Origin of the sequence: Microbacterium sp. SORGH_AS_0428, assembly GCF_031453615.1 — a bacterium.
Taxonomy (GTDB): domain Bacteria; phylum Actinomycetota; class Actinomycetes; order Actinomycetales; family Microbacteriaceae; genus Microbacterium.
In genome coordinates, this window is the sequence record NZ_JAVIZT010000001.1 from 590,585 (window position 1) to 604,598 (window position 14,014).

14 protein-coding genes are annotated in these 14,014 nt (G+C 69.1%); 3 read left to right on the forward strand and 11 right to left on the reverse strand.

Annotation, left to right across the window (positions count from 1 at the left end):
- Positions 1-7: 7 nt before the first annotated feature.
- Both QE374_RS02965 and dnaE read right to left on the reverse strand, forming a co-directional pair.
- Positions 8-1,006 (reverse strand): hypothetical protein, encoded by a 999-nt coding sequence (locus tag QE374_RS02965; RefSeq protein WP_309732038.1) that lies wholly within the window; start codon positions 1,004-1,006, stop codon positions 8-10.
- Between the two features lie 86 nt (positions 1,007-1,092).
- The gene (dnaE, locus tag QE374_RS02970; protein WP_396653342.1) at positions 1,093-4,563 is read right to left on the reverse strand and encodes a DNA polymerase III subunit alpha; all 3,471 of its coding nucleotides are present in this window, start codon (positions 4,561-4,563) and stop codon (positions 1,093-1,095) included.
- A gap of 112 nt (positions 4,564-4,675) precedes the next feature.
- Here dnaE and QE374_RS02975 point away from each other — a divergent pair, with 112 nt between their 5' ends.
- The gene (locus tag QE374_RS02975) at positions 4,676-5,146 is read left to right on the forward strand and encodes an NUDIX domain-containing protein (protein ID WP_309732041.1); all 471 of its coding nucleotides are present in this window, start codon (positions 4,676-4,678) and stop codon (positions 5,144-5,146) included.
- Positions 5,146-5,751 (forward strand): cyclodeaminase/cyclohydrolase family protein, encoded by a 606-nt coding sequence (locus tag QE374_RS02980; RefSeq protein ID WP_309732042.1) that lies wholly within the window; start codon positions 5,146-5,148, stop codon positions 5,749-5,751. The genes QE374_RS02975 and QE374_RS02980 overlap by 1 nt, the downstream gene beginning before the upstream one ends.
- Before the next feature lie 171 nt (positions 5,752-5,922).
- Here the strand turns inward: QE374_RS02980 and QE374_RS02985 are convergent, their stop codons facing one another.
- The 9 genes from QE374_RS02985 to murC all read right to left on the reverse strand — a co-directional run bounded on the left by QE374_RS02985 (position 5,923) and on the right by murC (position 13,540).
- Positions 5,923-6,843: an RluA family pseudouridine synthase gene (locus tag QE374_RS02985; protein WP_309732044.1), complete on the reverse strand. Its 921-nt coding sequence runs from the start codon at positions 6,841-6,843 to the stop codon at positions 5,923-5,925.
- A complete protein-coding gene (lspA, locus tag QE374_RS02990; protein ID WP_309732046.1) occupies positions 6,843-7,505 on the reverse strand; it encodes a signal peptidase II in 663 nt (220 codons plus the stop codon). The genes QE374_RS02985 and lspA overlap by 1 nt, the downstream gene beginning before the upstream one ends.
- 8 nt (positions 7,506-7,513) lie before the next feature.
- Positions 7,514-8,119, reverse strand: coding sequence for a DivIVA domain-containing protein (locus QE374_RS02995; RefSeq protein WP_309732049.1), 606 nt, complete (start codon positions 8,117-8,119; stop codon positions 7,514-7,516).
- A 93-nt stretch (positions 8,120-8,212) separates the two neighbouring features.
- Positions 8,213-8,512 (reverse strand): YggT family protein, encoded by a 300-nt coding sequence (locus QE374_RS03000; RefSeq protein ID WP_309732051.1) that lies wholly within the window; start codon positions 8,510-8,512, stop codon positions 8,213-8,215.
- 6 nt (positions 8,513-8,518) lie between these two features.
- The gene (locus QE374_RS03005) at positions 8,519-8,989 is read right to left on the reverse strand and encodes a cell division protein SepF (RefSeq protein WP_137416736.1); all 471 of its coding nucleotides are present in this window, start codon (positions 8,987-8,989) and stop codon (positions 8,519-8,521) included.
- Positions 8,990-9,021: 32 nt separating this feature from the next.
- Positions 9,022-9,711, reverse strand: a complete 690-nt coding sequence (locus QE374_RS03010) for a YggS family pyridoxal phosphate-dependent enzyme (RefSeq protein WP_309732054.1) — start codon at positions 9,709-9,711, stop codon at positions 9,022-9,024.
- 65 nt (positions 9,712-9,776) lie between these two features.
- Positions 9,777-10,946 carry a cell division protein FtsZ gene (gene ftsZ / locus QE374_RS03015; RefSeq protein WP_309732056.1) on the reverse strand — a complete coding sequence of 390 codons (1,170 nt, stop codon included), beginning with the start codon at positions 10,944-10,946 and terminating at the stop codon, positions 9,777-9,779.
- A 180-nt stretch (positions 10,947-11,126) separates the two neighbouring features.
- A complete protein-coding gene (locus tag QE374_RS03020; protein WP_309732058.1) occupies positions 11,127-12,131 on the reverse strand; it encodes an FtsQ-type POTRA domain-containing protein in 1,005 nt (334 codons plus the stop codon).
- A 2-nt stretch (positions 12,132-12,133) separates the two neighbouring features.
- Positions 12,134-13,540 (reverse strand): UDP-N-acetylmuramate--L-alanine ligase, encoded by a 1,407-nt coding sequence (murC, locus tag QE374_RS03025; RefSeq protein ID WP_309732060.1) that lies wholly within the window; start codon positions 13,538-13,540, stop codon positions 12,134-12,136.
- Positions 13,541-13,644: 104 nt separating this feature from the next.
- Here murC and QE374_RS03030 point away from each other — a divergent pair, with 104 nt between their 5' ends.
- Positions 13,645-14,010, forward strand: coding sequence for a GntR family transcriptional regulator (locus tag QE374_RS03030; protein ID WP_309732062.1), 366 nt, complete (start codon positions 13,645-13,647; stop codon positions 14,008-14,010).
- Positions 14,011-14,014: the final 4 nt, after the last annotated feature.

A 14,014-nucleotide genomic window follows, 5' to 3' on the forward strand; every position in this document is an offset into this window, starting at 1 on the left:
GCGTGGATCAGCCGCGCGTGACGCCGGAGACGTCGTGCAGGTAGCCGATGCGACCGTCCTCGTGGCGGACCACGAAGACCTCCCCGCGATCCTCGATGACGAGCGCCCAGGCGGTCGCGTCCACGCGGAAGATCGGCACGCCCATCTCGTCCAGCACCTCGCGCTCCTCGGGCACGAGTGCCCAGAACGCCTGCGACACGGGGATCTGCTCGGTCGCGGGGTCCGCCGCCGGGGTGAAGCCCTGGTCGTAGGCGGCCGTCTGCGCGTGGGGATCGGCGTACACGTCGCCCGTGGTGGCGAACAGCGCAGCCGCCTCGTCATGGGAGGGCTCGGCGGTCTGTGCGGGCTGCGTCCACCCTGCCTCGGAGTGCGCCACCGGGTAGGTCGCGGCGGGCGCAGCCGCGTGCGTGACGGGTTCGGGTGCCGGCCGCTGCGCGATCGGGCGCGCCCCCCGCGCGACGCGGTGGGAGACGGTCTCCGTGCGGTACTCGAAGTCGTCCTTGAGGCCGGGGATGAAGGGGGCGATCGCCGTGAAGACGACCCCGCCGGCCATCAGAACGAGCTCTACCCAGTGGACCCAGCTGCCGAGACCCGGAAGCGCGAAGGACTCCCACACCATCTGCACCCACACGAGGGCCGAGACGGCGAAGGCGACGGAGGCGAACTGGTCGATGCCGAGCGAGCCCACCCGCCGGATGCCCTGGGGCGAGAGCCGGCGCAGGACGATCAGGAACACGGCCACCGTGGGCAGACCGATCGTCAACACCCACGCGATGCCCATCGTCCATACCGAGACCGGGGCGAAGTAGCTCAGGGAGAAGAAGGAGACGATGAACGCGACGGCCCAGATCCCGAGCAGCACGACCTCACGGATCGAGAACGGCCAGACTCCGTACTGCGGGGGCGCAGCCTGCGCTTCGTCATCGTCGAACGCGTCGAACTGGTCGTCCTCCACGGCGTCGACGAATTCGTCGTCACCGGTCACGACGGGGTTCTCATCGGTCATGTCGCATCCTCTCGGCGCGGGCAGGGGAAAGAGCGAGTCGATCCTAACGGCGGCGGCTATGAGAGGTCACAGCGTCCACCGGACGGTCAACCGAGGCAACTGGGACCGAGCAGACCCTTGAGGTCGCCGAACAGGTCGGCGCTGATCGCAACCGGATGCGGCACCTCGAACACTTTCGCGGTACCCGCCCGGTGCAGCTTCAGCGTCACTTCGGTCTCGCCGGGATGGCGGTGCAGCACGGCGGCCAGCTCCTCCACGACGGACTGGGTCGCCTTCTGCTCCGGCACCACCAGGACCAGCGCGGACGTGGCATCCACCGCTCCCAGATCGGGACTGAAGCAACTCTGGGCGTGCAGGTTCAATCCGTCGTCGCGGCGCGACACGCGCCCGCGGACGACCAGGATCGAATCCGCCTGCAGCACCGACTGGAACTCCGTGTAGGTGCGGCCCATGAACATCACGGTGACCTCGCCGTTGAAATCCTCGACGGTGATCATGCCGTACGGATTGCCGCTCTGCTTGGCCACACGGTGCTGGACACTCGTGACCAGGCCCGCCACCGTGACCTGATCGCCGTCCTGCACGCTCTCCGAGGAGAGCAGGTCGTGGATCGAGGTCGAGGCGTGCTTGGCGAGCGGGATCTCGAGGCCGGCGAGCGGATGGTCGGACACGTAGAGCCCGAGCATCTCCCGTTCGAAGGCCAGCTTGTCCTTCTTGGTCCACTCGGGCCTCTCCGGGACCTTCGAGACCTGCTGCGGCTCGTCGTCTCCCCACAGGCTGTCGAAGTCGAACCCGACCTCGCCGTTGGCCTCGCGGCGCTTGTCGAGGACGGCCTGCTCGGTCGCGTCCTCGTGGATCTCCAGCAGCGCGCGCCGCGTGTGGCCCATGGAGTCGAACGCGCCGGCCTTGATCAGCGACTCGACGGTGCGCTTGTTGGCGACGTGCATCGGCACCTTCGCGAGGAAGTCGTGGAAGGAGGCGAAACCCTCCTTCTCCCGGGAGGCGACGATGCCGTCCACCACGTTCGATCCGACGTTGCGCACCGCTCCGAGTCCGAAGCGGATGTCGTCGCCGACGGCGGCGAAGAAGTTGATCGACTCCCCCACATCCGGCGGCAGGACCCGGATCCCCATGCGACGGCACTCGTTCAAGTAGATCGCCATCTTGTCTTTGGAATCGCCGACGCTGGTCAGCAGCGCTGCCATGTACTCGGCGGGGTAATGCGCCTTGAGGTAGGCGGTCCAGTAGGACACCAGCCCGTAGGCCGCGGAGTGCGCCTTGTTGAAGGCGTAGTCGGAGAAGGGCAGGAGGATGTCCCACAGCGCCTTGACCGCGCCGTCGCCGAACCCGCGTTCCTTCATTCCGCCCGAGAAGCCTTCGTACTGCTTGTCGAGTTCCGACTTCTTCTTCTTGCCCATTGCGCGGCGCAGGATGTCTGCCTGACCGAGCGAGAAGCCGGCCACCTTCTGCGCGATCGCCATGACCTGCTCCTGATAGATGATCAGGCCGTAGGTCGTGTCGAGGATGTCGCGCAGGGGCTCTTCCAGCTCGGGATGGATCGGGGTGATCGGCTGCAGGCCGTTCTTGCGCAGGGCGTAGTTGGTGTGCGAGTTCGCCCCCATGGGCCCGGGGCGGTACAGCGCGATGACAGCCGAGATGTCTTCGAAGTTGTCGGGCTTCATGAGCCGCAGAAGAGACCGCATGGGCCCGCCGTCGAGCTGGAACACGCCGAGCGTGTCGCCGCGGGTCAGCAGGTCGTAAGCGGGCCGGTCGTCGAGCTCCAGATGCTCGAGGTCGAGTTCTTCGCCGCGGTTGCTGCGGATGTTGTCGAGCGCGTCGGAGATGATCGTGAGGTTTCGCAGCCCCAGGAAGTCCATCTTGATCAGCCCGAGCGTCTCGCACGACGGATAGTCGAACTGCGTGACGATCTGGCCGTCCTGCTCGCGCCGCATGATCGGGATGATGTCCAGCAGCGGCTCCGACGACATGATGACGCCGGCCGCGTGCACTCCCCACTGACGCTTCAGGCCCTCGAGCCCCAGCGCACGGTCGAAGACCGTCTTCGCCTCGGGATCGTTCTCGATGAGCGTGCGGAACTCGCTGGCCTCCTTGTACCGCGGATGCTCCTTGTTGAACATGCCGCCGAGCTCCATGTCCTTGCCCATGACGGCGGGGGGCATGGCCTTGGTGAGCTTCTCCCCCATGGAGAACGGGAAGCCGAGCACGCGGCCCGCATCCTTCAGCGCCTGCTTCGACTTGATCGTGCCATACGTGACGATCTGGGCGACGCGCTCCGAGCCGTACTTCTCGGTGACGTACTCGATCACCTCGCCGCGGCGACGGTCGTCGAAGTCGACGTCGAAGTCGGGCATGGAGACGCGATCGGGGTTCAGGAAGCGCTCGAAGATGAGCCCGTGCTCGAGAGGGTCGAGGTCGGTGATCTTCATCGCGTAGGCGACCATGGACCCGGCACCGGAGCCGCGGCCGGGACCGACGCGGATGCCGTTGTCCTTGGCCCAGTTGATGAAGTCGGCGACCACGAGGAAGTACCCGGGGAATCCCATCTGCAGGATGATGCCGGTCTCGTACTCGGCCTGCTTGCGCACCTTGTCGGGGATGCCCTGCGGGTAACGGTAGTGCAGGCCCTTCTCGACCTCTTTGACGAGCCAGCTGTCCTCGGTCTCGCCGTCGGGCACGGGGAATCGCGGCATGTAGTTGGCGGAGGTGTTGAACTCCACCTCGCAGCGCTCTGCGATCAGCAGCGTGTTGTCGCACGCCTCCGGGTGGTCGCGGAAGAGCTGACGCATCTCCTGCGCGGTCTTGATGTAGTAGCCGTCGCCGTCGAACTTGAAGCGGTTGGGGTCGTCCAGAGTGGACCCCGACTGCACGCACAGCAGAGCCTCGTGGGCGTCCGCCTCGTGCTGGTGGGTGTAGTGCGAGTCGTTGGTCGCGACGAGAGGGATGTCGAGGTCCTTCGCCAAGCGGATCAGGTCGCTCATGACGCGCCGCTCGATGGAGAGTCCGTGGTCCATGATCTCGGCGAAGTAGTTCTCCTTGCCGAAGATGTCCTGGAACTCCGCCGCGGCCGCGCGCGCCGCGTCGTACTGCCCCAGACGCAGGCGCGTCTGCACCTCGCCCGACGGGCAGCCCGTCGTCGCGATGAGCCCCTTGCCGTAGGTCTGCAGGAGCTCGCGGTCCATGCGAGGTTTGAAGTAGTACCCCTCCATGCTGGAGAGCGAGCTCAGCCGGAAGAGGTTGTGCATGCCCTCGGTGGTCTGGCTCCACATCGTCATGTGGGTGTACGCACCCGAGCCCGACACATCATCGCTCTTCTGGTCGGGCGAACCCCAGGCCACGCGCGATTTGTCGCTGCGGTGGGTGCCGGGGGTCACGTATGCCTCGAGCCCGATGATCGGCTTCACGCCCGCGCCCTGCGCGGCGCGGTAGAACTCGAACGCCGCGAAGGTGTTCCCGTGGTCGGTGACCGCGATCGCCGGCATCCCGTACTCGGACGCCGCCTGCGTCATCGCGCCGATCTTGGCGGCGCCGTCGAGCATCGAGTACTCGCTGTGCACATGGAGGTGAACGAAGGAGTCTGCCACCTGTCCAGGGTACGCGCAGCCCCCCGACATCGGACGCCCGATCGGCTCCTTCGACTAGCGTTGCGCCATGGCCACCCCCGAGTTCATCCTCGAACTGCGCCGCATGGTCGGCACGCATCCGCTCACCCTCACGGGCGTCACGGCCGTCGTCGTGCACGAGGGGCGCATCCTGCTGGGGCGGCGCAGCGACAACGGTGCGCTCACCCCGATCACAGGGATCGTCGATCCGCACGAGGAGCCCGCAGACGCCGCGCGCCGGGAGGCCGAAGAGGAGGCGGGCGTCCGCATCCGGGTCGACCGGCTCGCCTGGGTGCACCAGATTCCACGCGTCGTCTACGCGAACGGCGACCAGACGGACTACCTCGACCTCACCTTCCGGTGCACCTGGCTCGACGGCGACCCGTACCCCGCCGACGGCGAGATGACCGAGGTGGGCTGGTACCCGCTCGACGATCTCTCGGGCCTGGATGACGAGATGCGCGCGCGCGTCGCCGCCGCTCTTGAGGACGGTCCGACACGCTTCGCCGGCGGCCGGTGATGGCGACGGACGCGTGGCACGAGCGCACGCTCGACGCGTTCCTCCGGGGCCTTCGCCAGGCGACCGGCGACCCCGGCGGCGGCGCCGCGGGCGGCGTCGTGGCGGCGATCGGCGCGGCACTCGGGACCATGGTGTGCAACTACACGCCCGATGAGCCCCGCGCCCGCGAACGCGCGCGTGCTCTCGATCTGCTGGGCGATCGGCTCGTCGCGGCCGCCGAGGCCGACGCGCAGGCCTCGGCGAGCCTGGGCGCGGCGCTCGCGCTGCCCGACTCCCCCGACCGCTCGCCGACGGTCTTCGACGCCGCGACGGGTGCCTGCGCCGCATCCGCTGCCCTCGGCGAGCTCGCCCTCGCCCTGGCGCGTGAGCTGGAGACGGTGGCGGATGTGGGCAACCGCCACCTCATGTCCGATCTGGCCGTCGCGTCCGACATCGCCGCCGCGGGTCTCGGCGCCGCCGCGACGAACCTGCGCGGCGGGCTCGCACTGGCCGCCGCGCACGGCGACCCCGCCGGGCTCGAGGCCGCGCACCGTTCGCTCGTCCAGGCGCTGGTCGCCACCGGCGCCGACATCCGCGCGCTGGCGGACCGTCTCGGCGAGCCCTGACCCTCTCCTCTGCCCCCGTCTCCCTCCCCCCCGCCCCCCCTTCCCGCGAGACTGCATTTCCCGCACGAGATCACGGGCAAACCCCGTGATCTCGTGAACGAGATGCAGTCTCGCGGGAAAGAACAGGGCGGGAGCGGCGCCCGTAGGCCGCAGCGGGACGTAACCCGCGGGTCAGTCCTGGCGGAGGATTGCGAGAGCGGCAGCGAGATCCGGCGCGTACTCGGACGTGAAGGTGACCCATTCCCCGGTCAGCGGATGCGTGAACGAGAGCTCGCGGGCGTGAAGCCACTGGCGAGTGAGGCCGAGGCGCGCCGACATCGTCGGATCGGCGCCGTAGAGCGGGTCGCCCACGCACGGATGCCGGTGCGCGGCCATGTGCACGCGGATCTGATGTGTGCGCCCGGTCTCCAGGTGCACTTCCAGAAGGGACGCGCCGGGGAACGCCTCCAGCGTCTCGTAGTGCGTCACCGAATCCTTGCCCTCGGGGCGGACTGCGAACTTCCACGAGTGCGAGGGATGCCGGCCGATCGGCGCGTCGATCGTGCCCGCGAGAGGGTCGGGGTGCCCCTGCACCACGGTGTGATAGATCTTCTCGACCTCGCGCTCCTTGAACGCGCGCTTCAGCGCGGTGTAGGCGCTCTCGGTCTTCGCGACCACCATGAGCCCGCTGGTGCCGACGTCCAGCCGGTGCACGACGCCCTGTCGCTCGGCGGCGCCGGTCGTCGCGATCCGGTAGCCGCCGGCCGCGAGGGCACCGAGCACGGTCGGGCCGTCCCACCCGAGCGACGGGTGTGCGGCCACCCCGGAGGGCTTGTCGACCACAACGATGTCGTCGTCGTCGTGGACGATGCCGAGATCCGGCACGGCCACGGGGACGATCTCCGGCTCACGCTTGGGCTCCCAACTCACCGTGAGCCAACCGCCCGCGCGCAGACGATCCGAGCGTCCGACGCTCCGGCCGTCGAGTTCCACGCCGTCAGAATCGGCGATCTCCGCCGCGAACGTCCGCGAGAAGCCGAGCATCTTCGCGAGCGCGGCGTCGACACGGACTCCGTCGAGCCCGTCGGGAACGGGCAGGCTGCGCGACTCCATCAGCTCTCGCGGCGGTCGTCACCCGCCGTCGGCGGAGCACCCGCCTCGGGGTCAGCCGTGGGGAACAGCGGATCGCGCAGCTCCCCGGTGCCGGCCGGCGTCGCATCCACCGTCTCGGACGCGTCGTCCGCCCGCGCCTCGGTGTTCGAACGACGCTCGCGCGTCCCGTCGAAACGCAGGCCCACGAGCACGAGCAGTGCCACGGAGATCATCATCGTCACGATGAAGATGTCGGCGACGTTGTAGATCGCGGGCATCATCCAGGGCGTGGAGATGTAGTCGATCACGTGGCCGACCGCGAATCCGGGTTCGCGGAACAGTCGGTCGGTCAGGTTGCCGAGGACGCCTCCGAGCAGCAGGCCCAGTACGACCGCCCACAGCCGCGAGCGGATGCGGCGAGCGATGACCACGATGGCCACCGCGACGGCCGCCATGGCAATCGTGAAGATCCAGGTCACGCCCTCGCCGAGCGAGAACGCCGCCCCGGGGTTTCTCACGAGGTAGAAGATCAGGAAGTCCCCGATGATGGGCACCGGCTGCTCCGGAGGCAGCTGGGCGATCGCGAGGAGCTTCGCAAACTGGTCGGCGGCCAGCACCAGCACCGCGAGAGACGCGATGATGATGCCGGCCGCCGCCTGACGCAGGGGTCGTCGGTCCGACAAGGCCTTACTCAGAGACCGATGGCCGAGACGGGCGTGTTGGACGAACCGCTGGGCGAGGTCTCGAGGTCGCGGAGCTTGCCCTCGATGAAGCTGCGCAGCTCAGCGCGGTAGTCGCGCTCGAACTGGCGGAGCTCGGTGATGCGGGCCTCGAGCGCCTTGCGCTCCTTCTCCTGGCGGGCGATCTCGTCGCGCCCCTTGGCCTCGGCCTCGGCGACGATGGTCGCGGCCTGAGCCTGGGCGTCCGCGATGAGCTGGTCGCGCTGCGCCTTGCCCTCGGCGACGTGCTCGTCGTGCAGACGCTGTGCGAGCTCGATGATGCCGGCGGTGGCGGCGGCGCCCTCGGCGGGAGCCGGAGCCGGGGTGGGGACGGGAGCCGGAGCGGGCGTCTGTGCGACGGGCTCCTCGACGACGGTCTCCGCAGCTGCGGGAGCGGCGGGGGCGCCGGACTCGAGAGCCGCGATCTTCGCCTTCAGCTCGTCGTTCTCGGCGATGGTCTTACGCCATTCGACGACGATCTCGTCGAGGAAGTCGTCGACCTCGTCCGGGTCGAAGCCCTCCTTGAACCGGACGTGCTGGAACTGCTTGGTGACGACGTCATCCGGAGTCAATGCCATGATGATTCCTCTTTCGGGGCGTGGCGGCGTGCCGATTTCAGGGGGATGATGCCCGCGGACGGGCCGCTTCAGCCAAGCATAGTCGGCCGTGAATCACCTTGCGAGGGAACCGGTGACCGACAGCAGGATGAAACAGAGCAGCATCGTCAGCGTGAAGGCGAAGTCGATCGCGATCGGGCCGACGCGCAGCGGGGGGATGAAACGACGGAACAGCTTGATGGGCGGATCCGTGACCGTGTAGACGAGCTCAGCGGCCACGAGCCCCGCACCACGCGGGCGCCATTCACGGTTGAAGATGGGGATGTAATCCAGCACCAACCGCGCGAACAGCACCAGCAGATACAACAGCAGCAGGATGTTCGCGATCGAGGCGACGAGGCGGACGACCTCCACGACGCGTTACTGCTGTGCAGCGAACGGCGTCGCTTCGGGGTCGGCCTGCGCCACGGCGCCGTCACCGGAGACGGCGACGTTCTCAGGCGAGAGCAGGAAGACCTTGCTCGTCACGCGCTCGATGCGGCCGTAGAGGCCCAGCGAGAGTCCGCTCGCGAAGTCGATGAGACGGCGCGCGTCGGCGTCGCTCATCTGCGAAAGGTTGATGATGACCGGCACGCCCTCACGGAAGTTCTCGGCGATGATCTGGGCATCGCGATACTGCTTGGGGTGCACGGTGAGGATCTCGGTCACCGCGCCAACCGACGGCTGACGCACGACCGCGGGGCGGTGGATGGGGGTCACGGGCGCGGCTTTCTCGACGACCTGCTCGGGCTTGCTGCGGCGCTCACGCACCGGAGCGGGCTGCTCCTCGTAGACCTCTTCCTCGTCAGCGAGGCCCAGGTAGACCATGGTCTTCTTCAGCGGGTTCGACATCGCATCCTCCGTTTTGCTCGTCCTCTTCGAGGCTAACCGTGTAGCGGGCGCGGACCCGTGATTGCCGACCCGATCCGCAGGTGTGTCGCGCCCGCGGCGATCGCTTCGACGAAATCACCGGTCATCCCGGCGGAGATCCAGTCCGCCGCGGGCTCCATCCGGCGCACGCGGGCGGCATGTTCGGCCACCCGGGCAAAAGCGGCAGCGGGTTCCTCGTCCAGGGGTGCCACAGCCATCACCCCGCGCAGGCGCAGCGTGTCGCAGCCGAGGACGTGCTCGACCAGCGCCTCGAGATCGCCCGGGTCGACTCCCCCGCGCCCCGGGTCGTCGGTGAGGTTGATCTGCACGAGCACGTCGAGCTCGGCATCGCCCGCGCCCGCCGCGCGCTGCAGTGCGTCGGCGAGGCGCGCGCGATCGACCGTGTGCACCGCGGATGCGGCATCGCGGATGGCACGCGCCTTGTTCGTCTGCGCCTGGCCGATGAAATGCCAGACGAGGTCCGCGAGGTCGGACGTCTCCTCACGCTTGGCCGTCAGCTCCTGCTGGCGGTTCTCCCCCACCTCGCGCACGCCGAGGGCGTGCAGCTCGCGCACGAGCGACGCGGGATGGAACTTGGTGACGACGATCCGGGTGATGTCGGTCGCGTCGCGGCCCGCAGCTCGCGCCGCATCCGCGATGCGCTCGTCGATCGATGACAGACGGGATGCGAGGGTGTCGCTCACTCGTCCTCCAGGAGAATCGGCACGGGCGGGTCGCGGATGTCCGCGACCCGCCCGTTGCGCGTGGCTTACTTCAGGAAGTCGGGGATGTCGAGGTCGTCATCACCGAAGGCGGAATCGTACGAGGACGACTCCGACACTCCCGCGGTGACCGGCACGGCCGGCGGCTCCTCCGCGGCGGGCACCGGGGTCGAGGCTGCCTCCTCGGCGGCGACGACGGGCGCAGCGGGCGTCGTGAGCGGGTTGACCGCGGGCCGCGTCGCCGTGACGGGCTCGAGGCGCGGGCTGGGCTCGCCGCCGTCGAATCCTGCCGCGATGACCGTCACGCGCACCTCGTCGCCCAGCGTGTCGTCGATGACCGTGCCGAAGATGATGTTCGCTTCGGGGTGCGCCGCCTCCTTCACGAGCTGCGCCGCATCGTTGATCTCGAAGATGCCGAGGTTCGAACCGCCCTGGATCGACAGCAGCACGCCGTGCGCGCCTTCGATCGAGGCTTCCAGCAGCGGCGACTCGACGGCCAGCTCTGCGGCCTTGATGGCGCGGTCCGCCCCGCGAGAGGACCCGATGCCCATGAGGGCCGATCCGGCCCCCTGCATCACGGACTTCACGTCGGCGAAGTCGAGGTTGATGAGACCCGGTGTCGTGATGAGGTCCGTGATGCCCTGCACACCGGCGAGCAGCACCTGGTCCGCGGTGGCGAAGGCCTCGATCATCGAGATACCCCGGTCGCTGATCTCCAGCAGACGGTCGTTGGGAACGACGATGAGGGTGTCGACCTCTTCCTTCAGCTTCGCGACGCCCGCCTCGGCCTGGCTCTGCCGGCGGCGACCCTCGAAGGAGAACGGCTTGGTGACGACACCGATGGTCAGGGCGCCGATCGACTTGGCGATGCGTGCCACGACGGGCGCGCCGCCCGTGCCGGTTCCGCCGCCTTCGCCGGCGGTCACGAAGACCATGTCGGCACCGGCCAGCGCCTCCTCGATCTCCTCGGCGTGGTCCTCGGCGGCACGTCGTCCGACCTCGGGATCCGCTCCCGCTCCGAGACCGCGCGTGAGTTCGCGACCGACGTCGAGCTTGACGTCGGCGTCGCTCATCAGCAGCGCCTGGGCGTCGGTGTTCACCGCGATGAACTCCACTCCGCGCAGACCCAGCTCGATCATCCGATTGACGGCGTTCACTCCACCGCCACCTACCCCGACGACCTTGATGACCGCGAGGTAGTTCTGGTTCTGGCTCATCCCAGCCCTTTCGTCTCGTTGAACCGACGTCCCTACCGAAGCGTTGAACCTTAAACCTCATGTAAAGGGTTAAAGTATTGCCCGGTATGCAATTCCTGAATCGAAGGTATGCGCCGCACGCCGTGGCGGCCGCAGGCGCGCGGGCGTGTCGCCCAAGTCCTGCGGGATTCGCCACCGGCGTCAGCGGATGACGGGGACCTCGGGCGAGGAGACGTCGTAGACGGCCACGCCGTCCGGCGGGCGGGTCGCCGTCAGCTTCTGCAGCACGAGGGCCTTGAGAGCCGACTCGTCCGCGCTCCCCCACACCACGCGCGTGTTGGTCCCGCCCAGGGTCAGCGTCACATCGTCGGCGGTCTTGGCCTCGACCTGCGTCACCTGGGCACGCAGGTCGGCGGGCAGGGCGCGCATCGTCTTGCCGATCGCGGCGAACGCGACCCCGTCCTCACCCCCGGCGGCATCGACGAGCGGGTAGCCCGCGGGCGGTGTCGGCGAGGTCGACAACGCGACGCCCGCGGCATCCACCAGGGTGTAGCCGGCCGCACCGGAGATCACTCCGATGGGCGTGCGCTCCACGATGCGCACCACGAGCTCGTGGGGCGGACGCGCTTCCAGCGTGTAACTCTCCACGAGCGGGAAGGCGACCAGAGCCGCCTTGATCGAAGACGCGTCGATGGCGGCGAGCGGGGTGCCGCGCTGATCGTCGAGGGCGGCCTCGACGTCGCCGGCCGCCAGCTGTGACGTGCCCACGACGGTGATCTGCTGCACCGCGAACAGCGGACTGTAGGCGGCGCCGACGGTGGCGATCGTGACGAGCACGAGCGATGCGGCCGCGCTTATCCAGATGATGCGTCGACGGCGCTGGCGGACCGTGAATCGCCGGACCTCGGCTCGCAGCGCCTTGCGACGGGAGCGGGCCGCGCGCCAGACGTCGCGCCATCCGACGGGTGCCGTGTCGGTGTCGGCGCGTGCGACATCCTCACCGCCGTCGGACCTCCCCCTGTCGGTCTTCGAGATCGCGGGCGCACCGGGTGCCAGCAAGAGCGGCGCGATGGGTGCCGTCTCCTGGAGATCCTCGTCCTCGGCCGGCCGCGGGGCCTCGTCGCGCCGCGGCGTCGCCGGGCGGGCGCGCAGCGGTGAGTCGGCGGGCTTCCCGCCCTGCGGCGGCAATGGCGAGGGGCGACGCATCCTCAGTCCTCGGGCGTCGCCGAGGCGGAGAGCGCGCTGAGCACCTGCGGGATGATCTGGTACACGTTGCCGCAGCCGAGCGTGATGACGAAGTCGCCCTCGCGGGCGATCCCGGCGGTGTAGTCGGCCGCAGCCTGCCAGTCTGCGACGTAGTGCACGCGGGCGGCGTCGACGAAGGCGTCGCTGACGAGCTCCCCCGTCACGCCGGGGATGGGATCCTCCCTGGCTCCATAGACATCCAGCACGACCGTGTGGTCGGCGAGCTCCTCGAGCACGCGGGCGAACTCGCCCGACATGAGCTGCGTGCGCGAGTACGTGTGCGGCTGATGGACCGCGATCAACCGCCCCGAGCCCACGACCGTGCGCGCGGCGCTCAATGCGGCCTGCACCTCGGTCGGGTGATGCGCGTAGTCGTCGTAGACGCTCACACCGCGCGCGACACCGTGGAGCTCGAACCGGCGCACCGTGCCCGAGAATCCGCCGACGGCTCGCACCGCGTCGGCGAAGGCGTACCCCAGCGCGAGCAGGACGGCGATCGCGCCGGCGGCGTTGATGGCGTTGTGCTCCCCCGGCACGGAGAGCGCCACGCGCTCCGCCCGCCCCTGGAAGCTCACGGTGAACGACACGGTCGCGGCGGCATCGATGTCCGTGACCCGTACATCCGCGCTCTCGTCGGCGCCGAAGGTCAGCACCTTCTCATGACGGATGCGGGCGCGCACTTCGCGGGCCCCGGGGTCGTCGGACGAGATCACCACGGCGCCGGACGCGTCGTCGGCGAAACGGACGAAGCCGTCGAAGAAGGCCTCGCGGCTCCCCCAGTGATCGAGGTGGTCGGGGTCGACGTTCGTGATGAGCGCGATCGCGGTGTCGTAGAGCAGGAACGTGCCGTCGGACTCATCCGCCTCGATGACGAAGAGGTCGTCGGCGCCGGAGCCGCTGGAGGTGCCCAGCTGCGCGATGACACCGCCGTTGACGTAGTTCGGGTCAGCGCCGAGCGACTGCAGCGCCGTCACGATCATCCCGGTGGAGGTCGTCTTACCGTGCGCTCCCGCGACGGCGACGAGCGGGCGCGACCCGATGAGCCAGTGGAGCGCCTGCGAGCGATGGATGACGCTCAGCCCGCGCTCCTTGGCCGTCACGAACTCGGGGTTCTCCGGCCAGATGGCGCCGGTGTGCACCACGGTGTCCGCGTCGCCGAGGTGAGCGGCGTCATGGCCCACGTGCACCTCGGCACCGGCCGCGGCGAGCTCGCGCAGAGCACGGGAGTCGGAGCGGTCCGAACCGGAGACGCGGATGCCGCGATCGAGGAACATCTTCGCGAGTCCGGACATCCCGGATCCGCCGATGCCGATGAAATGGGCCGCCGTGATGTCGGCGGGCAGGGGAAGGCTCAGGTCGGGTCTGATCATGACCGTCAAAGTCTACGTTCGCCCCGTACGAGCGCGGCTCCGGCGCGCGCGGGCGGAGCCGGTCCGCATTGACGGCGCTCCACGCCGACGCTACGAAGGAGAGCATGCTCTCGCTGAACGTCGATGCGACCCTTGCCGAACCGCCCTACGCGCAGTTGCGCTCGCAGATCGTCGGCGCGATCTCCGGCCGTTCTCTTCTCGCGGGCGCGAGGCTGCCTACCGTGCGGGCGCTCGCGGACGAGCTCGGCGTCGCGCCCGGGACGGTGGCGCGGGCGTACAAGGAACTCGAAGCGGACGGTGTGATCGAGACGCGGGGCCGTGCCGGAACGTTCGTGTCGTTCGCGGAAGACCCGCTGCGCCGCCAGGCCCAGCAGGCGGCGACGGCGTACGCCGCCCAGGTCCGTTCGCTCGGCATCACCGACGACGACGCGCTCACGCTGGTGGCCGACGCGCTGCGCGCGACGAGCTGAGCCC